Below are 18,993 nucleotides of genomic sequence, written 5' to 3'. Positions count from 1 at the left end.
CCCGGGTTTGCCTAAAGTAATCAATGGAGTCGTTTGCGGCTCATCAAAGCGGCGAGCTTGGCCGCATTCGGTCGTTCGACCACGCCCTTTTCGGTCACGATGGCGTCGATGAGATCCGCCGGCGTCACATCGAAAACCGGATTGAACGCATCGACTTCCGCCGCGAACCGCTGGCCGTTGACTTCCAGCAACTCGCTGCCGGCACGTTCCTCGATGGGAATGTCGTCGCCGGCTTCCAGCTCCATGTCAATGGTCGAACTGGGCGCCACCACCATGAACCGCACGCCATGATGCATGGCGAGCACGGCGAGCTGATAGGTGCCGATCTTGTTGGCAACGTCGCCGTTGGCCGTGATTCGGTCGGCCCCCACGATTACCCAGGTAATGCCACGCGTCTTCATAAGATGCGCAGCGGCCGAGTCGGCATTCAATGTGACCGGCACGCCCTCTCCAGCAAGCTCCCAGGCGGTCAGACGCGAGCCTTGCAACCAGGGACGGGTTTCATCGGCATAAACGCACTCGACAAGCCCCTCCAGATGCGCCGCACGGATCACACCGAGCGCGGTTCCGAAGCCACCAGTAGCCAGTGCACCGGTATTGCAGTGAGTGAGTAGGTTTTGCGGATTGCCCTGATGCTTGCGGATCAGATCGACACCGAATTGCGCCATGGTCAGATTGGCTTCGCGATCGCTGTCGTGAATGGAGACGGCTTGTGCCTCGGCAGCTGTCAGCGGATCCTCGCCCGGCTTCAAACGGTCGAGTCGCTCGCGCATCTGATTCAGCGCCCAGAATAGATTGACAGCAGTCGGACGCGAATCGGCAAGCACTTCAAAGTCCGCTTCCAACGCCGTACGCCAGTCGCCGCCTTCGGTGAGCCGAGCCTTGAGCCCCATTACCAAGCCATACGCCGCGCTGATGCCGATCGCCGGAGCGCCCCGCACGACCATCTCGCGGATGGCCGTGGCTACAGCAGCAGCGCAATCGTAGGAATGCCATATCTCTTCCAGCGGCAACTTGCGCTGGTCGAGCAAACGTAACTGCCCGTTCTGCCACTCGATAGCCTTCACTTTTTCCGCGGCCAGCAAGCGTTCGCGCATGGCAATCCCCTCATTGTTCACTGATCCCCTGACATTCAGAGGCGGAACCGGTCCGTACAGATTGCGGGCCGGCACAAAAAAGCCCGGTCGTCTCCGAACCGGGCTTCAACATTCGAAAGGGTCATGCGGAGTGATATGACACTCACGCCCCATACCCGGGCGCGAATCCTAATCGACTGATTTTTCCAGCACAAGCAAAGGCCGACCGAGGCAGCCGATTGCTGTGATGTGGCGTACCTATTCGCGATTCGGTTGTGGGGTGAGACGTAGATAAGGCTTCACCGCGCGGTAGCCCTTCGGGAAGCGCTGCTTGAGCTCTTCCTCGTCCTGCAGCGAAGGCACGATGACCACCTCGTCGCCGTCCTGCCAGTTGGCCGGCGTCGCGACCTTGTGGTTATCAGTCAGCTGTAGGGAATCAATCACACGAAGAATTTCGTTGAAGTTGCGCCCAGTGCTAGCCGGGTAGGTAATGGTCAATCGCACCTTTTTATTCGGATCGATGACGAACAGCGAACGAACCGTCAACGTGTCGTTGGCATTGGGGTGAATCAGGTCGTACAGCTCGGACACCTTGCGGTCGGCATCAGCCAGGATCGGAAAGTTGACTCGCGTGTTCTGGGTTTCGTTGATGTCATCGATCCACTTCACATGCGAATCGACCGGATCCACTGAAAGCGCAATGGCTTTGACGTTGCGCTTGGCGAACTCGTCTTTAAGCTTGGCGGTGAAACCCAGCTCGGTGGTGCAGACTGGCGTAAAGTCGGCCGGATGAGAAAACAGCACGCCCCAGCTGCTGCCAAGCCATTCATGAAAGCGAATGCGGCCTTCGCTGGAATCCTGTTCGAAGTCGGGGGCGATGTCGCCGAGACGGATGCTCATGTCTTTTTTCCTCGTATGCATGCTACTGATGGCGGTCGCAATGGGCGACCGGGTTCCTGCTACCAGCGTCAGGCCGTTTTGCGGGCCTGCTGAGCGATTCGATTTTGCAGGCGGTACAGGTAGGCGAAACCCGACGTCCAATGGGTATGGCCCGATTGCGTATTGATGTGCCCGACGCCACGGAGAATGACGGTATCACTTGCCCAATTCTGGCCCAGCTCGATGGCTCGGTCGGCTGTCGCTGCGGCATCGCTGTCGGAGCCGACCAGCAGGCTGGGAAATGGCAATGCTTGACGGGAAATCGGCGCGAAATCGCGCAGGGCGTCGGGGCATCCCTCACGCTGCACATCCGCTGGCGCGACCAGCAACGCGCCACGAACCCGCTGCAATGTATCCATCGAAGCTTGTGCGGCCCAGTGGGCGACGGTAACGCAACCCAGACTATGCGCGATGAGGATGATCGGCTGCGTGCTCATTGCCACGCTGCGATCCAGCTCGGCGATCCAGTCTTCGCGGCGAGGGTGTAGCCAATCGGACTGCTCCACCCTGGCGCTGTTTGGAAGGCTGCGTTGCCAATGGCTTTGCCAGTGAGCGGCAGGCGAGCCTTTCCAGCCCGGCACTATCAGATAACGGATCGATTCGCTGCGCATCGAGGTGTGCCTCCGAAATGATGGAAGCCAGTCTAGCCACTCGCGCAGCTCACATAAAAGAATAAGAAATTATTTATTTATAACCTAATTAAATTTCTTCTCAAGCAACATCAATGATCGATCAACAGAAGAAGCTGCCCATTAGACGACCTGCATGACAGTTACCTCGACTGCACGCCGGTCCGCTACGCGCACGGTGCGCCAGGCGTTATAGGCCATCAGCAGCATGCCCAGAACGAAGGTGCCGCCGCCAATCAGTCGCACCACATAGCCGGGATGGCTGGCCTCCAGCGCCTCGACGAAGGAATACGTCAGCGTGCCGTCTTCATTGATCGCACGCCACATCAGACCCTGAGTGATGCCATTGACCCACATCGAGGCGATGTAGAGCACGGTGCCGATGGTGGCCAGCCAGAAGTGCGCATTGATCAGCCCGACGCTGTGCATCTGCTCGCGGCCCCAGAGTTTTGGAATCATGTGGTAGAGCGTGCCGATGGAGATCATCGCGACCCAGCCCAGCGCACCGGCATGCACGTGGCCGATGGTCCAGTCCGTATAGTGCGACAATGCGTTGACCGTCTTGATGGCCATCATCGGCCCCTCGAAGGTCGACATGCCGTAGAACGCCAGGGAAACCACCAGAAAGCGCAGGATCGGATCAGTGCGCAATTTATGCCAGGCACCGGAGAGCGTCATCATGCCGTTGATCATGCCGCCCCAGCTGGGCGCCAGCAGCACCACCGACATCGCCATACCGAGGCTCTGCGCCCAATCCGGCAATGCAGTGTAGTGCAGATGGTGCGGGCCGGCCCAGATGTACAGGCTGATGATCGCCCAGAAATGCACGATGGACAGCCGATAGGAATACACCGGCCGCTCGGCCTGCTTCGGCACGAAGTAGTACATCATCCCGAGAAAGCCCACCGAGAGGATGAAGCCCACCACGCTATGCCCGTACCACCACTGGATCATGGCATCCGTGGCACCGGAGTAGGCCGAGTAGGATTTGAACAGGGTCACCGGGATGGCAATGTGGTTGATCACATGGACCATCGCCGTCACGACGATGAAGGCGCCATAGAACCAATTGGCAACATAGATGTGCTGGGTTCGCCGCCGCGCGATCGTGCCGATGAACAGATAGGCATAGGCCACCCAGACCAGCGTCACCCAGATCGCAATCGGCCATTCCATCTCAGCGTATTCCTTCGAAGAGGTAATACCCAACGGATAGCTGACCAGCATTGCCATGATCGCCGCCTGCCACCCCCAGAACACGAAGTTGGCCAGCCCGTCGGAGATCAGTCGCACCTTGCAGGTCCGCTGCACCACATAGAAGGAGGTCGCGAACAGCGCGCCGCCGCCGAACGCGAAGATCACTAGATTGGTGTGCACCGGGCGCAGGCGCCCGAAAGTGGTCCAAGGCAACCCGAAATTGAGTTCTGGCCAGACCAATTGGGCGGCGATGAACGCACCCATCCCCATTCCAACCACACCCCAGAACAGGGTCATCAAGGTGAAGCGACGGACGACTTCGTAGTTGTAATCGGGTGTATCGAGCACTGCAGCATCAGCCATGACATTTCCTGGAGACAGATGAATAAAGCTCGTCCATCAGCGGCGGGCGTCGCCGGCCAGAGCGAGCGACAAACAGTGTGTCGCATCGATTTAAATACTTATAACGAATATTCATCATCGTTAAGTGCATTTATATTTATACAAATAGAAGCACGTGTCGCGCACACCAAGCCGCGCATTCGTCTTGCGCGATCCACGTCGTTTCTCTGGCCATTGATGCAACCTCGACACTGACAACAGACGCCGATGCCTGGCGCTGCGCTTTTCATCGCCCGCAACTTGACCGGCATTTGGCGAACCCAAATACTGTATCCATATACAGTATTTGGAAGATCCCATCGTCATGGCATCTGTGGTTGCCCTCAATCATCTGCTCGATGCGCGCCGCCTATGGCGCGGCCAGTCCAGCTTCGTCTCGACCAGCAGTCAGCCGACCGGACATGCCGCGCTGGATGCCGCCCTGCCCGGCGGCGGCTGGCCGGAATCGGCACTGAGCGAGCTGTTGATTGCCACGAGCGGTATCGGCGAATTGCGCCTGCTCTGGCCGACCCTGGCGCGATTGACCATGGCCGGTGAACGCGTGGTGCTGGTGGCGCCCCCATATGTGCCCTATCCCCAGGCCTGGATGGCAGCCGGTGTCGACCTGCGCCAGCTGACGATCGTCAATACTCAAGGCCGTGACGCCTTATGGGCTACCGAGCAATGCCTGCGTTCGGGTAGCTGCGGCGCAGTATTGTGTTGGCCGCAACAGGCCGAAGACCGCGCCCTGCGTCGCCTGCAGGTGGCCGCCGAGACCGGTCAGACACTGGCTTTCGCCTACCGTCCACTGCGCGAGGCGATCAACCCCTCGCCAGCGGCACTGCGCTTGGCGGTCGAGGCTCAGCCAGCGCAGTTACGGATACTCAAGTGCCGTGGCGGTCTGGCTCCGGCACGCCCGATTCCTGCCACAGCGTGGCATTGAAATGGTCATGCTCTGGGCCTGCATATTGTTGCCGCAACTGGCCATGGATGGCGTGCTACGCAACCGTAGCGATGCCGACGCACCGCTGGCCCTGTTGAGCGGAACGCCGCAGCGTCGAGTGCTGCAGGCAGTCAATCCGATGGCGCGGTCGCTCGGCCTCAAACCGGGTCAATCGCTGATTGCCGCCCAGGCGCTGACCCGCGACTTCACCACGGCTGAATATGACCTGGCTTCGATCGAGCGCTGGCAGCAATTCCTCGCTGCCTGGGCCTACGGCTTCAGCTCCCAGGTGAGCCTGCATTATCCGCGCTGTCTGCTCCTGGAAGTGCATTCCAGCCTTGCTTTGTTCGGTCCCTGGCCGCGTCTGGAAGCGCGCCTGCGCGAGGAACTGCATGCCTTGGGCTTTCAGCACCGTATTACGCTGGCACCGAACCCCGCCGCTGCGCGGGTACTGGCCAACGCACATGATGGCCTGGCCGTGACGGATACCGAGACGCTGCAGAGCGTGCTGGCCCCATTGCCGGTCGAGCGTATCGGTCTGCCGCGCGAAGTGACGACCGCCTTTGCGCGCATGGGCCTGCGGACTCTGAGGCAGGTGCTCGCGCTACCACGAGCGGGTCTGGCGCGACGCTTTCCGGCAGAAGTACTGAAGCACCTCGATACCCTGCTCGATCATCGTCCCTTGGCGCTGGACTTCTACCGGCCGCCAGACCGCTTCGATGTCCGGATCGAGTTGAACTTCGAAGTCGAGTCCCACCAGGCATTGCTATTCCCGCTGCGTCGCCTGACCGCCGATCTTGCCGCCTACCTAGCCGGTCGCGACAGTGGAGTGCAACGCTTCACCCTGCATCTGGAGCACCGCAGTCTGACCGATAGCCAGATACCGGTTGGCCTGCTCAGTGCCGAGCGCGATCCGGCCATGCTTTTCGAGTTGACGCGTGGTCGGCTGGAACATATGCAACTGCCGGCGCCGACGTTGGCGATACGCCTGGTCGCACATGAATTGCCAGCGTTCGTCCCTGAGCACCGCCAGTTATTCGAAGAACGACCGCAGCAGTCGCTGCCTTGGGAGCAGCTACGCGAGCGCCTGCGGGCCCGCCTGGGAGACGACGCCGTGCAAGGGCTCTGCACGCGTGCCGACCATCGCCCCGAATGCGCCTGGCAACCGCAACACACCACTCGGAATGAGTTGCCATCAGACATCGGCCCGCGCCCCAGCTGGCTATTGGCCGAACCGAAGCCATTGTATGAGGCATCCCTGCGTCTTCTCGCCGGCCCCGAACGCATCGAGTCGGGCTGGTGGGATGGTGGCGATGTGCGCCGCGACTATTACCTGGTGGAAACCCGCACCGGCCAGCGCGGCTGGGCCTTCCGCTCAACGGATGGAGGGCCGTTGCTGTTGCACGGCTGGTTCGCATGATGACCGCTTACGCCGAGCTGCATTGCCTATCCAACTTCAGCTTCCAGCGAGGTGCCTCCAGTGCCCGCGAACTCTTCGAGCGCGCCGCCCGCCTCGGCTATCGAGCGTTGGCCATCACCGACGAATGCACCCTGGCCGGCATCGTACGGGCCTGGCAGGCTTCGAAGGATATCGGCCTGCCATTGATCATAGGCAGTGAGATTCAGATCGAAGACGGGCCCAAGCTGGTTTTGCTGGTAGAAAACATCACCGGTTATCAGGCCTTGTGCCGCTTGATCACCCGCGCCCGCCGTCGCGCCGAAAAAGGTCGCTACCGGCTTCTAGCCGAAGACCTGAGCGAGCCACTGGATGGACTACTGGCCATCTGGATTGCCGGTCAACCCGAGGCTGATCTCGAGGGCCGCTGGCTACGCGAACGATTTCCGGAGCGCCTCTGGCTGGGCATCGGACTGCACCGTGGGCCAGACGACATGCTACGCCTGCGCCAATGGAAGGCACTGGCCACCCGCCTGAACCTGCCTGCGGTAGCCTGCGGCGACGTGCATATGCATGCCCGAGGACGCCGTGCGCTGCAGGACTGCATGACCGCGATCCGTCATCACTTGCCGGTAGTTGAGGCCGGCCGCTACTTGTTCCCTAACGGCGAACGCCATCTACGCCGATACGAGGAACTGCTTGAGCTGTATCCGCCAGAGCTGCTCACAGAAACGTTGCGCATCGCTGAGCGCTGTCAGTTCGATCTCAGCCAATTGGAATACCGATACCCACATGAGCTGGTGCCTGCGAGCCATAACGCTACTTCCTGGCTGCGCAAACTGGTCGAAGATGGCGCGCGCTGGCGCTGGCCAGATGGCGTAACGCCGAAGAACCGTGCGCAAATCGAGCATGAGCTGAAACTGATCGCCGAACTGAAGTACGAAAATTACTTCTTAACCGTGCATGACCTCGTCCGGTGGGCCCGTAAACAAGGAATCCTCTGCCAAGGCCGTGGCTCGGCAGCCAATTCCACTGTGTGCTTCGCGTTGGGCATCACCGAACTCGACCCCGCACGCGCAGGCAGCCGGCTACTGTTTGAACGCTTCCTATCTCGTGAGCGCAAGGAGCCACCGGACATCGACGTCGATTTCGAGCACGAACGCCGCGAGGAAGTCATTCAGTATGTATTTCGCCGCTATGGCCGTGAGCGGGCCGCGCTCACCGCCGTCGTCAGCACCTACCACGCCACCGGCGCCTTGCGCGACGTTGCCAAGGCGCTCTGCCTGCCGCCGGATCAGATCAACGCGCTGGCCGATTGCTGCGGACGCTGGAGCGACCGGATTCCTGACGACGCGCGTTTGCGTGAAGCAGGCTTCGACCCGCGCAGTCCGGTGCTGCACCGGGTATTGGTGCTGACTGGCGAATTGATCGGTTTCCCCCGCCACCTTTCACAGCACCCGGGAGGGTTCGTCATTTCCGAGCACGCGCTGGAAACCTTGGTGCCGGTGGAAAATGCCAGCATGGCCGAGCGCACCGTGATTCAGTGGGACAAAGACGATCTGGATGCCGTAGGTCTGCTCAAGGTCGATGTCCTCGCCCTCGGCATGCTCAGTGCGCTGCGCCGCTGTTTCAATCTGATCGAACGCTATCGCGGCACGTGCTGGACGATTGCCAGCCTGCCGCAGGAAGACCGTGCGACCTACGACATGATTAGCCGTGCCGATACTGTCGGCGTGTTCCAGATCGAATCACGGGCCCAGATGGCCATGCTTCCGCGCCTGCGCCCCAGGGAGTTCTACGATCTGGTAATCCAGGTCGCCATTGTGCGCCCAGGGCCGATTCAGGGCGATATGGTTCATCCCTACCTGCGTCGACGTAATGATGAAGAAGAGGTGAAATACCCTTCCGATGAATTGAAACCGGTCTTCGAGCGCACACTCGGTGTGCCGCTGTTCCAGGAACAGGTGATGGAGCTGGCAATCGTTGCCGCCGAATATACGCCCGGCGAAGCCGACGAGTTGCGCCGATCCATGGCCGCCTGGAAGCGTCATGGCGGCCTGGAGCCCCATCGCCAGCGACTGACCGAACGCATGCTCGCCAAGGGCTACGAGGCGGACTTCATCGCACGCATCTTCGAACAGATCAAAGGGTTCGGCAGCTATGGCTTTCCCGAATCCCATGCCGCTAGCTTCGCCCTGCTCACCTACGCTAGCTGTTGGCTCAAATGCCACGAACCGGCCGCCTACGCCTGCGCCTTGATCAATAGTTGGCCGATGGGCTTCTACAATCCCGACCAGATACTGCAGGACGCCCGCCGTCACGGCCTGGAAATTTTCCCGGTTGACGTCCAGCACAGTGGCTGGGATTGCAGCCTCGAACCGACTGCCAACGAGCAACCGGCGATCCGCCTGGGCCTGCGACTGGTGCGCGGCTTTCGTGAAGCGGATGCGCGGCGTATCGAGGCAGCACGACAGGTTGAACCATTCGCCGATGTCGATGACCTGTGTCTGCGCGCCGAGCTGGATGCCCGCGCCCGCGAACGACTGGCCGATGCCGGCGCCCTGCGCGGCCTCGCTGGACATCGCCACCGGGCACGCTGGGCAGTAGCCGGGGTCGAGACACAGCTGCCACTGTTCGCTGGCCAGTGCGCGCAACAGGAAGCGCCGATCCCCCTCCCATTGCCTACGGTCGGCGAGGACCTGCTGACCGACTACGCCACCCTCGGCACCACGCTCGGCCCGCACCCGCTGGCCTTGCTACGCGAACAGCTCCGAAGCCGGCGCTGTCGCAGTTCACGCGAGCTGGCAGACATTGAGCATGGCCGTTTGGTCAGCGTGGCCGGTCTGGTGATAGGCCGTCAACGTCCGCAAACCGCCAGCGGCGTGATCTTCGTCACCCTGGAAGACGAGTTCGGCATGATCAACGTGGTGGTTTGGCACGATCTGGCCGAGCGCCAACGGCGAGCCCTGATCCATTCGCAGCTGCTGCGAATCGACGGTCATCTGGAGTCGGCGAGCGGCGTACGCCACGTCATCGCTGGGCGCCTGAGCGACCTCACGCCACTGCTGACCGGCCTGGATGTACGCAGTCGGGATTTCCAATAATCCGACGTTTCTCGACACCCGCCGATAAGGCTGCACGGCGTATCCGCGGCCTGCACGCACATGGGCTGTACCGTGACCTGGAACAATGCCGACCGCACCTGGGACTGTCCCCCTGCCATGGCTCGATTTCCAACTCGACGGCGAAGTGATTCACGGCTCAGCCCATGAGCCCCTGAGCAAACGACAGATCTGGTGTTCTCATTAAGCTGGCGCCGTTCAACGCCGACTGCCTCCGAGTCGCCATCGATTAAAACGCTCGGCCCAGCCGAGTGTACGTGCTGGCCGGCGCTGCTGCCGCCAGGCTTCGGCCACTACCCGGCTGGCCTCACCCAACGTGGCCCCGAGCTGTACGGTCTCGGCAAGCTTGTTCAGCCCGAGCTTGTGCTTCATCGCCACGACGAATCCGGCCAGAGTCTCGCTGGCCTGCTCGCCAACGATGGTGACCCCAAGGATGCGATCCTCGCCCGGTTCGGTGAGCACCTTGACGAAGCCTTCACCGGTGCCTTCGGCGACTGCACCAGCCAGCGATCCCAGGTTCAGCCGGATCACGTCGAACTCTATCCCAAGCGTTCGGGCCTCGGCCTCGGTCAGCCCCACCGACGCAATCTCAGGGGCGGTGAAGACAGCATGCGGTATGACCCGCTCGCTAACCGCGAACCGCCTGAGTCCGCCGAACAAAGCATTGACCGCGGCGTACCAGGCCTGATGCTCAGCCACATGAGGCGCGCCATACGGCCCAGCAACGCTGCCTACCGCATAGATGTTCGGATAGCGGGTCGCCAGGTATTCATCGACCTCGAGACTGCCATCATCTCCGCAGCGCAGACCCAACGCGTCCAGCCCTAGCCCCTCGACATCGGCGCTTTGCCCCAGCGCCAGCAACACGCGATCGAACGGCAGCGCCAGCTCGCCCTCGTCTCTCGCACCGCAGATCAGGCGGCGCTCGCCCTCGACCACCTCGACGCGCAGCGGCGACAAGCCGAGCCGCAATTCGACACCATCGGCATTCAATGCGGCGGTCACGGCCTGTGCCGCTTCCGCATCTTCCTGCTCGAGCAAAGCCTCGCGCTCGCTGGCCAAAGTGACCTGGCAACCTAGCCGCTGGAAAGCCTGGGCGAACTCGCAGGCGCCAGCCCCGTTGCCCAGTATCAGCAGCCTCTCGGGGCGCTCGTGCAGACTCCAGAGAGTATCGCAGGTCAGCGGCTCCACCGCGTCAAGGCCGGGAATCGGCGGGATCCACGGCCGGCTGCCGGTGGCGATGACAATGGCGCGGCTGGTCAGGGTGCGGCCTTCCACGTCGACCGCCCATGGCGAGCTCAACCTGGCCTCGGCCATGACAACTTCCACTCCCAGGCGAGTGTAATGTTCGGCCGAAGGGCATCCCATCGCCTTATCGGCGAGCCGCCTCACCCGACCCATTACCTCAGCGAAATCCGCCGCCTCGACTCGTTGTCCGCTCTCCTGCCGCTGACCTTGGCGTAGCGCGTGGGTGAGATTTGCCGAGCGACTCAACGCCCTGGCCGGCACGCTGCCTTCGTGCACCGCCACGCCACCCAGACGCTGCCGCTCGAACAGACTCACTCGCGCTTTCATGGAAGCGGCGATCCGCGCCGTCGCCAGCCCGCCGGTACCGCCACCGATCACGACCAGATTGCGCTCGAAGCATTTCGGCTTGTGCCAGCCGCGGTACGCCTGGCGCGCCTTGTACAGCGTCAGCAGCCGAGTGGCCAGCAACGGAAACACAGCCAGCAGCACGAGCGTACCGATCATGCTCGGCGACAGAATGCCGGACAGCGATTGCAGCCGGACCAACTGCTGCCCGGCGTTCACGTAGATGGCATTGCCCGGCAACATACCCAGCTGGGTGGTCCACCAGAACGTCCAGATGCTTACCCGGGTCAGGCCTAGCGCCGGGTTCAACAGCACAAAAGGCACCAGGGGAATCAGCCGCAGCGAGACCAGATAGAAGGTGCCCTCACGCGCCAGCCCCTTGTTGATTCCAGTGATCTGCGAGCCGAAGCGTTTCTGTATCCAGTCGCGCAGCATGAAGCGGCTGATCAGCATCGCCATTACCGCACCGACATTCGACGCGAAGGACACCAGCAGCGTGCCTTCCAACAGCCCGAACAGGGCACCGGCGAGCAACGTCAGCACTACCGTGCCTGGAAACGACAGTGCAGTCAGCGCGACGTAGACAGCGAAGAACGTCCCACGGGCCCACCACGGATGGGCCTGCACCTGCCCATGCAATGCACCGCTGTGCGATTTGATCGATTCGAGGGTGAGGTATTCGCCGAGATCGAAGATGAAAAAGCACGCCACCGCCGCGATGAGCATGGCCAGGATTATGAGTCGACTGACTTTCATCCGCGCCCGGCCCTCGACGGAGCAGACGCGAATTGAGACAGGGCGTAATGGAGACTGGCGGTACTGCTGAAGAAATGCATCGATGAAGCGCTCTCATGGCTCACGCATTGGAGCTTTGACGCGCCTAGACGTTCCGATAGGGGTCAGCATGCGAGCACAACGGCCTAACAGACGATGCGGTCCTGGCGAGACAGTGCCAGCCGGAGTTGCATGCCTTGATCAAATGCGCTGCGAGATCCCGATGCCGCATTGCCGGCCGTCTGGTCGTTGGCGGCCAGAGCGACGTCTGCCAATGCAATGAGACTTTCTTGATAAACTAGCCGACCCTCGCGCTTGACCTGATCGGCGCGATGTATCCGATACCGCCGCCTTTAAGCGGCCGTGCCGTCATGGGTCCCCATCACAGCTCCGTTGCGACACAGCCGCACCACAGTGCACGAGAGGCAACAACGGGCGAAACAGGCCGACAGGCCGACTAAAGACATCGACTATGCTGCTGACATCTGCACCAAACCTGGCAATCATGCGCCCCTCACCGTCCCGTCGCTTCTCCGTGGCACCGATGATGGATTGGACAGACAGACATTGCCGGTATTTTCTGAGGCAGCTTTCCCGCAATGCCCTGCTCTACACCGAAATGGTTACCACCGGCGCGCTGATCAATGGCGATGCCGAGCGCTTTCTGCGTCACGACGAGGTGGAGTACCCCCTCGCGCTACAGCTCGGCGGGAGTGTACCGGCGGAACTGGCGGCCTGCGCGAAAATGGCCGAAGCGGCGAATTACGACGAAGTGAACCTCAACGTCGGCTGCCCCAGTGACCGCGTGCAAAACAATCTGATCGGTGCCTGCCTCATGGGGCATCCGGCATTGGTCGCCGACTGCGTAAAGGCGATGCGAGATGCCGTCGGGATCGAGGTAACGGTCAAGCACCGAATCGGCATCAACGGACGCGACAGCTATGCCGAGCTCTGCGATTTCGTTGGTCAGGTACGCGAGGCTGGCTGCCGCAGCTTTACCGTGCATGCGCGAATTGCCATTCTCGAAGGGCTGTCGCCAAAGGAAAATCGCGAAGTCCCGCCCCTGCGTTATGACGTCGCGGGCCAGCTCAAAGAGGATTTCCCGGATCTGGAAATCATCCTCAACGGCGGGATCAAAACACTGGATGAATGCGAAGCGCATCTGCAACGCTTCGATGGCGTGATGCTCGGCCGCGAGGCATATCACAACCCCTATCTGCTGGCGCAGGTGGACGCCCGGTTATTCAACAGCCAGGAACCTGTCATCAGCCGCGCCGATGCGCTGCGGCGGATGCGACCCTATATTCAGCGGCATCTAGATGCTGGCGGTTCGATGCATCACATCACTCGTCATGTATTGGGCCTCGGCCAAGGCTTCCCCGGCGCACGGCGTTTTCGCCAACTGCTCTCAGTCGATATCCACAAAGCCAAAGAGCCTTTGGCCCTGCTGGATCAGGCGACCAGCCTGCTCGAAGGCCACTGATAATATTCAAGGAACACCCGGGTACATTTTCAATCCAAGTGCAGTCCGCCCGAACCATCCGCTTATTGAGCGGCTCGGTGGCCTCGGGTTAAGGTCATGCCAACTCAGAGGATAGAGCGCCCCCATGACATCCAAGCTGGAACACCTCAAGCAGTTCACCACCGTTGTCGCCGACACTGGCGATCTCGATGCCATTGCCCGTCTGCAACCGGTAGACGCCACCACCAACCCATCGCTGCTGCTCAAGGCCGCTGCCCTGCCCCGCTACGCCGAACATCTGCACTCAGCAATGTCGCGCTGCGCTGGCGATATCGGTCTGGGCTGCGACCTGTTTGCCGTTGCGGTCGGCCAGGAAGTGCTCAAGCTGATTCCCGGGCGCATTTCCACCGAGGTCGATGCACGGCTTTCCTTCGATACCGAAGCGATGGTCCAGCGCGGCGAGCGCCTGATCGGTCTGTATGAGCAGGCCGGCGTATCCCGTGATCGCGTACTGATCAAGCTGGCCTCTACCTGGGAAGGTATCCGTGCCGCCGAGCACCTGGAAAAGTCCGGCATCCAGACCAATCTGACCCTGCTGTTCTGCTTTACCCAGGCCGTGGCCTGCGCCGAAGCTGGTGTGTTTCTCATCTCGCCGTTCGTGGGTCGCATCTACGACTGGTACAAGAAGAACGAAGGTCGAGACTACACAGGCAATGAAGACCCAGGCGTGCAGTCAGTCAGCCGTATCTACGACTATTACAAGGCGCACGGCTACAAGACCGTGGTGATGGGGGCGAGCTTCCGTAATACCGGTCAAATCGAAGCCTTGGCGGGCTGCGACCGCCTGACGATCAGCCCCGAACTGCTCAGCCAGCTGGCTCAGGACGAAGGGCCGCTGGAGCGCAAGCTCTCGCCGGGTCGCGCATCGGAGCCGCGCATCGCATTGGATGAAAACGGCTTCCGCTGGGGATTGAATGAGGATCCGATGGCGACAGAGAAACTGGCCGAGGGTATTCGCCAGTTCGCGCGCGATCAGGAGAAGCTCGAGGCGCTGCTGAAGGCAAAGCGCTGATCAGGAGCGTTCCAGCGCCGTCACGAGGTCGCGAAACGCCTCGCGATTGGATTCATTGAGGCTCATCAGGATGCGGTGAGCCTCAAGTACCTTGTTCTTCACCACTTCTTCCGACTGGTCCTGGCTCGGCAGATCAGCGAGCTGTTCAGGCGATGGCAGCGGCTGGTCGACGATATTGAATACCTGATCGAAGCCCATCGACTGCAACAGACGGGTGATGTCGGCGTGCGTGGTTACCAGCGTCGGCAACATGCCGACCTTCTGTCGCGAGAGAATCGAGAGTTTGGCCAGCAGTCCAAGCGTCGTGCTGTCGATGCTACGGCTCTCGGTGAGATCGATAACAATCGATGAGAAATCCAGCGACGAAAAAATCTTCTCGATCGTTGCATCCAACGCCGAGCAGAGTGTCAGGCGGATTTCGCCGACGAACTTGAGAACGAACGTACCGTCCTGCTCAGCGAACTGGATTTTACCAGTGCTCATGCAAGGTTCCTGCTCAATACCAGCAACGCGATGTCATCAGGCATATCCTCTAGATCGGCCAAGCCAAATACTCGCTGAAGTCCTTCCAGCGTACCGCCTGCTTCGCAAATCAGGCCGGGCAATCCTGCTTCCTTATCTTTGAGGGCGTCGCCCGGCAAAAGGTCCAGGATGCCATCGGAAAGCAGCGTCAGGCTGAACGACTCCGGGAGTTCGATTTCATAATTATCGTAGGTCGCCTCGACGAACAGGCCAACCGGCAAGCCCCGCCCTTCGAGATATTTAGCCTTTTCGCCGGTGTAGAGCACCGGCATCGGAAGGTGCCCACCGATGCTGTAATGCAACACGTTGCGCTCTTGGTCGATCACTCCACCCAGCATCGTCACGTGCTTGCCAAGCTTGCAGTTGATCAGCCCACGGTTGATGTGATCGAGCACCTCGGACGGCTTGAACGCACGCAGAGTTCCGCCCCGCCGAGACTCGTACAGCAAGCGCGTGGTCATGAACTTCAGCAGGACCGTGACGAATGCCGAAGAGGCTCCATGGCCAGAAACGTCGGCCAGATAGAAGCCGATGCGGTGCTCGTCGACGCGAAAGTAGTCGACGAAATCACCGGAAAGGTAAAGCGACGGAATGATCTGATGGGCGAAGTTGAAATCGTCGAGGCTGCACGGCGTCACCGGCAGCATGTTCATCTGTACCTGGCGACCAGCATCCTGATCTTCCTGTAACAGGTGCAAGCTGGCCTGCAGATCGCGATTGGCCGTTTCCAGCTGCTCACGATAGCGTCGGTTCTCCAGGCGCAAGCGTGAGCGATCGAGCGCCCGGCGAACCGAATGTTCCAGCATCGCCAGGTCTTCGAGAGGCTTGATCAGGTAATCGGCCGCACCCAGACGCAGGGCTTCCACCGCATCGCTCATCACACCGGCGCCGGACACGACGATAACCGGAAGGTCGACCTGACGCTCGCTGATCAGCCGGATCAGCTCCAGGCCATCCATCTGCGGCATACGCAGATCGCAGATCACCAAGTCAGGACGCTCGGCGTCAAACAGCTCCATGCCCCGCCGCCCATTGGGCGCCTGCAGGACCTTGAAACCACTGTCATCCAGATAGGCGGCCAAACTGGCTCGTACCACATCGTCGTCATCTATGATCAGCAGGGTCGCGCTTGGGTTGTGCATGTTCCTACCAGGCGGTATCGCCAGGATGATTGGCGAAAGCATCGGCCCCGCGCGGGCGCTGGGCAAGGGATCTTTTCAAGGCGCAGACGGTACTCCCATACGAACTGCGTTTCAAGCCGAGCACCGCCGCTCCGTCTGTGCTTTACAGGCCGAATTGGCGGGCGTTATAAGAACGAGCGCAAGCAGAACTCAGAGGACGAAACAATGACCCAGAGTGATCGGGACTACAGCGAAAAACGCGATTTCATCCGCATGCAGATCGAGACCGCGATCACCCTCACCCATAACGGGCAGCACTACGACGCGATCGGCCAGGATCTTTCAAGCACCGGCATGCAGGTGCTTGCAGCGACACACCTGCAAATCGGCGATAAGGTTCAGGTGCATATCCCTTCCGAACACAAGGAGCTGAAGGGTCTGGAGGCGGAAACCGAGGTGGTACGGGTCGACACCCACGAAGACGGGCGGCAGAGCCTGGGGCTGGCCATCCTTTCGATGAGCTAAGCGGGTCACGAATGTATGATTTCCAGGCCCCACGGCCCAATGCGTGGGCTGACAGAGCGGGCCAGGATGCCCGCCTCGATCAGAAGTCGTCTTCGACCTGGCCGTCCATTGTGCGGAATTCACGGTTCTGCAAATAAGCATTGCGGACGAAGACGTATTTGTCGCCAGTAATCATCTTCTCGGCCGAGAGCAGACCGGCGCGCAGGTCAACCACGTTCACCGCGCGCGTCACGTTGCGGGTCGGGATGTGATCCATGTAGGGATAGGGCTGCAGGAAAGAATCGGGTACACGCCCCGCCGCGTCGCGCACAGTGCTCGGCCCAAGCAGTGGCAGCACGACGTAGGGGCCGCTGCCCAGCCCCCAGGCGCCCAGGGTCTGGCCGAAGTCCTCGTCGTTCTTCTGCAGGCCCATGCGGGTCGCGACGTCAAAGAAGCCCAGCACGCCGAAGGTGCTATTGAACAGGATGCGGCTCGTGTCGATGCCGGCATCACGGACTTTGCCTTGCAGCAAACCGTTGGTCAGCACCACCACGTCGCCAAGGTTGCTGAACACGTTGCCGATACCGTCTTCGAGAAAGTTCGGCGTGACCTTCTGGTAGCCCTGCGCAAGCGGCTTGAGGGTATAGGTGTCGAGCGTGTCGTTGAACCTGAACACCACACGGTTGACGCCCTCCCAGGGATCTTCCTCAGCGGCCTGGAGAGACGAAGCGCCAACCAGCGTCAGCGCCGCAACGAGGGTCATTCTGAAATATCCGATCCAGTCCTTATCGATCAGTCGCATCACGGCCTTCCCCTTATTCGAATGGTGGCGTCTGCCCGTCAAAGCGCAGCAGTATAAATCCTTTCCATCCGTTTCCGGCAGCGCCCGGACATGCGGAACGGCAACGAACTTCACGGCTTTGTGTGTCATCAAAGAAAAGACAATGCCAAACCGCTGGTTTACCCTTCATTTATCGATTGCTGGCGACTCGTCGCCCCGAAACCACAGAGGGATGCAATATGCCGGAACATGATCTGCAGTCGCAGCTTGCCGAGTTGCGTAGTCAGCTGGCCCAGGACACACCGCTGACCGAAGACGAGCGCGCATCGCTACAGGCGATCGCCCACGACATCGAGCTTCGCCTGGCGAACCAGGGCGTGGTGGACCAGAACGACTCGCTGGTCGATGGCGTCAACCTGGCGGTGGAGCGTTTCGAGGTCAGCCATCCCAATACCGCCATGACATTGCGCAACATCATGCAGACGTTGGCCAATATGGGAATCTGAGCGGAAACGCAGCCAACCACCCCGAAGCCATCGAGGAGCGTGGAGAACCACGCTCAAGCGTTCGCCTGTTATTGCCGGACCAGCCGTCCATTGCTCGGCGCGTCGAAATCGGTGCTGCGGTAGGGGTTGATATCCAGCCCACCGCGGCGGACATAGCGGGCATGGACGCTCAGCTGTTCCGGCGTCAGCAACCGCTGCAAGTCGAGGAAGATGCGCTCCACGCATTGTTCATGAAAGTCCGCGTGTTGGCGGAAGCTCACCAGATACGCAAGCAAACTGCCGTGATCCAGCGCCGCGCCACGGTACTGGATGACCACCGTCCCCCAATCTGGCTGACCGGTAACAGGGCAGTTGGATTTCAACAAATGGCTGAAGACGCACTCCTCGACCCGGCGGCCCGGGTCACAGCTCAACAGATCGGCTCGTGGCGAGTCGTAATGTTCGATGGCGATATCCAACTCATCGATGCAGCGCCCCGCCGGCGATGCAATCCCCTCCCGGGCAACCTCCTCCAACGTCCGCAAGCGCACGCCGACCGGCTTGCCGGCCGCGGCCGACAGATCCCTCGTCATGACCTCCACAAGGGCCTCTCGGCTGTCGAACACCGACTGGTTCAGTGAATTCAGATAGAGCTTGAACGACTTGGATTCGATGATATTCGGCGAGTCCGATGGAATGCTGAACTCACCGATGGCGACCACGGGCTTGCCGGACGGCAGCAGCCAGGACAGCTCGTAGCAATTCCAGATGTCCACGCCGCGATAGGGCAAGGTGTCGGCTGTCAGCCCCAATTCAGCCCACTTGGGCGCGCGGGGAATCGGAAATAGCTGCTCCGGGCTGTAGGTCGCGACATAAGCGCTGGACTTGCCCAGCGGCGAGAGTTCGGCGGGGTGCTGCATGAAAGGAACCTGTACGAAAAATGACCGCAAGTGTATCGGTTCCCGCCACGTTTATCACCGCGCAATCCCCCGCTGG

Annotated in this window: 16 protein-coding genes; 7 read left to right on the top strand and 9 right to left on the bottom strand. The window is 60.9% G+C overall.

Annotated elements, in window-relative coordinates; all coding sequences use genetic code 11:
- Positions 1-20 precede the first annotated feature (20 nt).
- From mtnA to ccoN, 4 genes are all read right to left on the bottom strand, one after another.
- Positions 21-1,097 (bottom strand): S-methyl-5-thioribose-1-phosphate isomerase, encoded by a 1,077-nt coding sequence (mtnA, locus tag MCB86_RS20385; RefSeq protein ID WP_045161425.1) that lies wholly within the window; start codon positions 1,095-1,097, stop codon positions 21-23.
- 237 nt (positions 1,098-1,334) lie between these two features.
- Positions 1,335-1,976, bottom strand: coding sequence for a peroxiredoxin (locus MCB86_RS20380; protein ID WP_045161424.1), 642 nt, complete (start codon positions 1,974-1,976; stop codon positions 1,335-1,337).
- A 68-nt stretch (positions 1,977-2,044) separates the two neighbouring features.
- Positions 2,045-2,626, bottom strand: a complete 582-nt coding sequence (locus tag MCB86_RS20375) for an alpha/beta hydrolase (protein WP_045161423.1) — start codon at positions 2,624-2,626, stop codon at positions 2,045-2,047.
- Positions 2,627-2,767: 141 nt separating this feature from the next.
- Positions 2,768-4,204: a cytochrome-c oxidase, cbb3-type subunit I gene (ccoN, locus tag MCB86_RS20370; protein ID WP_239612010.1), complete on the bottom strand. Its 1,437-nt coding sequence runs from the start codon at positions 4,202-4,204 to the stop codon at positions 2,768-2,770.
- A 343-nt stretch (positions 4,205-4,547) separates the two neighbouring features.
- Here ccoN and imuA point away from each other — a divergent pair, with 343 nt between their 5' ends.
- Genes imuA through MCB86_RS20355 form a run of 3 tightly spaced genes read left to right on the top strand, consistent with a single transcriptional unit; the run spans position 4,548 to position 9,665 of the window.
- Positions 4,548-5,165 carry a translesion DNA synthesis-associated protein ImuA gene (gene imuA / locus MCB86_RS20365; RefSeq protein WP_239612009.1) on the top strand — a complete coding sequence of 206 codons (618 nt, stop codon included), beginning with the start codon at positions 4,548-4,550 and terminating at the stop codon, positions 5,163-5,165.
- A 7-nt stretch (positions 5,166-5,172) separates the two neighbouring features.
- A complete protein-coding gene (locus tag MCB86_RS20360; protein WP_239612008.1) occupies positions 5,173-6,585 on the top strand; it encodes a DNA polymerase Y family protein in 1,413 nt (470 codons plus the stop codon).
- Positions 6,582-9,665, top strand: coding sequence for an error-prone DNA polymerase (locus MCB86_RS20355; protein ID WP_239612007.1), 3,084 nt, complete (start codon positions 6,582-6,584; stop codon positions 9,663-9,665). Before MCB86_RS20360 ends, MCB86_RS20355 begins: the two co-directional genes overlap by 4 nt.
- 216 nt (positions 9,666-9,881) lie before the next feature.
- Here MCB86_RS20355 and MCB86_RS20350 read toward each other — a convergent pair whose 3' ends face one another.
- Entirely contained in the window at positions 9,882-12,032 is a 2,151-nt protein-coding gene (locus tag MCB86_RS20350) for a bifunctional TVP38/TMEM64 family protein/FAD-dependent oxidoreductase (protein WP_239612006.1), read from the bottom strand.
- 523 nt (positions 12,033-12,555) lie between these two features.
- Here MCB86_RS20350 and dusA point away from each other — a divergent pair.
- Positions 12,556-13,533 (top strand): tRNA dihydrouridine(20/20a) synthase DusA, encoded by a 978-nt coding sequence (gene dusA, locus MCB86_RS20345; RefSeq protein ID WP_196298648.1) that lies wholly within the window; start codon positions 12,556-12,558, stop codon positions 13,531-13,533.
- Positions 13,534-13,657: 124 nt separating this feature from the next.
- Positions 13,658-14,584, top strand: coding sequence for a transaldolase (gene tal, locus MCB86_RS20340; protein WP_239612005.1), 927 nt, complete (start codon positions 13,658-13,660; stop codon positions 14,582-14,584).
- Here the strand turns inward: tal and rssC are convergent, their stop codons facing one another.
- Both rssC and rssB read right to left on the bottom strand, forming a co-directional pair.
- Entirely contained in the window at positions 14,585-15,067 is a 483-nt protein-coding gene (rssC, locus tag MCB86_RS20335; protein ID WP_025241276.1) for an anti-sigma factor antagonist RssC, read from the bottom strand.
- Positions 15,064-16,248, bottom strand: coding sequence for a two-component system response regulator RssB (gene rssB / locus MCB86_RS20330; RefSeq protein WP_045161414.1), 1,185 nt, complete (start codon positions 16,246-16,248; stop codon positions 15,064-15,066). Before rssB ends, rssC begins: the two co-directional genes overlap by 4 nt.
- A 204-nt stretch (positions 16,249-16,452) precedes the next feature.
- Here rssB and MCB86_RS20325 point away from each other — a divergent pair, with 204 nt between their 5' ends.
- Complete coding sequence (locus MCB86_RS20325; protein WP_239612004.1) at positions 16,453-16,752, top strand: PilZ domain-containing protein; 300 nt, start codon at positions 16,453-16,455, stop codon at positions 16,750-16,752.
- 79 nt (positions 16,753-16,831) lie between these two features.
- On the opposite strand, the gene MCB86_RS20320 is transcribed toward MCB86_RS20325, so the two are convergent.
- Positions 16,832-17,494 carry a VacJ family lipoprotein gene (locus tag MCB86_RS20320; protein ID WP_239612130.1) on the bottom strand — a complete coding sequence of 221 codons (663 nt, stop codon included), beginning with the start codon at positions 17,492-17,494 and terminating at the stop codon, positions 16,832-16,834.
- Between the two features lie 257 nt (positions 17,495-17,751).
- Between MCB86_RS20320 and MCB86_RS20315 the strand changes: the two genes are divergently transcribed.
- On the top strand, positions 17,752-18,018 hold the full coding sequence (locus MCB86_RS20315) for a DUF4404 family protein (RefSeq protein ID WP_045161410.1): 267 nt from the start codon (positions 17,752-17,754) through the stop codon (positions 18,016-18,018).
- A gap of 68 nt (positions 18,019-18,086) precedes the next feature.
- Here MCB86_RS20315 and queF read toward each other — a convergent pair whose 3' ends face one another.
- Entirely contained in the window at positions 18,087-18,917 is an 831-nt protein-coding gene (gene queF / locus MCB86_RS20310; protein WP_239612003.1) for an NADPH-dependent 7-cyano-7-deazaguanine reductase QueF, read from the bottom strand.
- Positions 18,918-18,993 lie beyond the last annotated feature (76 nt).

The organism is Pseudomonas sp. KSR10 (genome assembly GCF_022355455.1).
Taxonomy (GTDB): Bacteria; Pseudomonadota; Gammaproteobacteria; order Pseudomonadales; family Pseudomonadaceae; genus Stutzerimonas; species Stutzerimonas stutzeri_E.
This window is presented reverse-complemented; position numbering and strand designations above follow the sequence as displayed.

What these genes read in the sequence shown, in the direction of transcription:
- MCB86_RS20380 (WP_045161424.1), bottom strand. Translation starts at nt 1,976, where the DNA reads ATGAGCATCCGTCTCGGCGACATCGCCCCCGACTTCGAACAGGATTCC.
- MCB86_RS20315 (WP_045161410.1), top strand. Translation starts at nt 17,752, where the DNA reads ATGCCGGAACATGATCTGCAGTCGCAGCTTGCCGAGTTGCGTAGTCAG.
- MCB86_RS20325 (WP_239612004.1), top strand. Translation starts at nt 16,453, where the DNA reads ATGACCCAGAGTGATCGGGACTACAGCGAAAAACGCGATTTCATCCGC.
- MCB86_RS20350 (WP_239612006.1), bottom strand. Translation starts at nt 12,032, where the DNA reads ATGAAAGTCAGTCGACTCATAATCCTGGCCATGCTCATCGCGGCGGTG.
- imuA (WP_239612009.1), top strand. Translation starts at nt 4,548, where the DNA reads ATGGCATCTGTGGTTGCCCTCAATCATCTGCTCGATGCGCGCCGCCTA.
- tal (WP_239612005.1), top strand. Translation starts at nt 13,658, where the DNA reads ATGACATCCAAGCTGGAACACCTCAAGCAGTTCACCACCGTTGTCGCC.
- MCB86_RS20320 (WP_239612130.1), bottom strand. Translation starts at nt 17,494, where the DNA reads ATGACCCTCGTTGCGGCGCTGACGCTGGTTGGCGCTTCGTCTCTCCAG.
- dusA (WP_196298648.1), top strand. Translation starts at nt 12,556, where the DNA reads ATGCGCCCCTCACCGTCCCGTCGCTTCTCCGTGGCACCGATGATGGAT.
- MCB86_RS20360 (WP_239612008.1), top strand. Translation starts at nt 5,173, where the DNA reads ATGCTCTGGGCCTGCATATTGTTGCCGCAACTGGCCATGGATGGCGTG.
- ccoN (WP_239612010.1), bottom strand. Translation starts at nt 4,204, where the DNA reads ATGGCTGATGCTGCAGTGCTCGATACACCCGATTACAACTACGAAGTC.
- MCB86_RS20355 (WP_239612007.1), top strand. Translation starts at nt 6,582, where the DNA reads ATGATGACCGCTTACGCCGAGCTGCATTGCCTATCCAACTTCAGCTTC.
- rssB (WP_045161414.1), bottom strand. Translation starts at nt 16,248, where the DNA reads ATGCACAACCCAAGCGCGACCCTGCTGATCATAGATGACGACGATGTG.
- queF (WP_239612003.1), bottom strand. Translation starts at nt 18,917, where the DNA reads ATGCAGCACCCCGCCGAACTCTCGCCGCTGGGCAAGTCCAGCGCTTAT.
- rssC (WP_025241276.1), bottom strand. Translation starts at nt 15,067, where the DNA reads ATGAGCACTGGTAAAATCCAGTTCGCTGAGCAGGACGGTACGTTCGTT.
- MCB86_RS20375 (WP_045161423.1), bottom strand. Translation starts at nt 2,626, where the DNA reads ATGCGCAGCGAATCGATCCGTTATCTGATAGTGCCGGGCTGGAAAGGC.
- mtnA (WP_045161425.1), bottom strand. Translation starts at nt 1,097, where the DNA reads ATGCGCGAACGCTTGCTGGCCGCGGAAAAAGTGAAGGCTATCGAGTGG.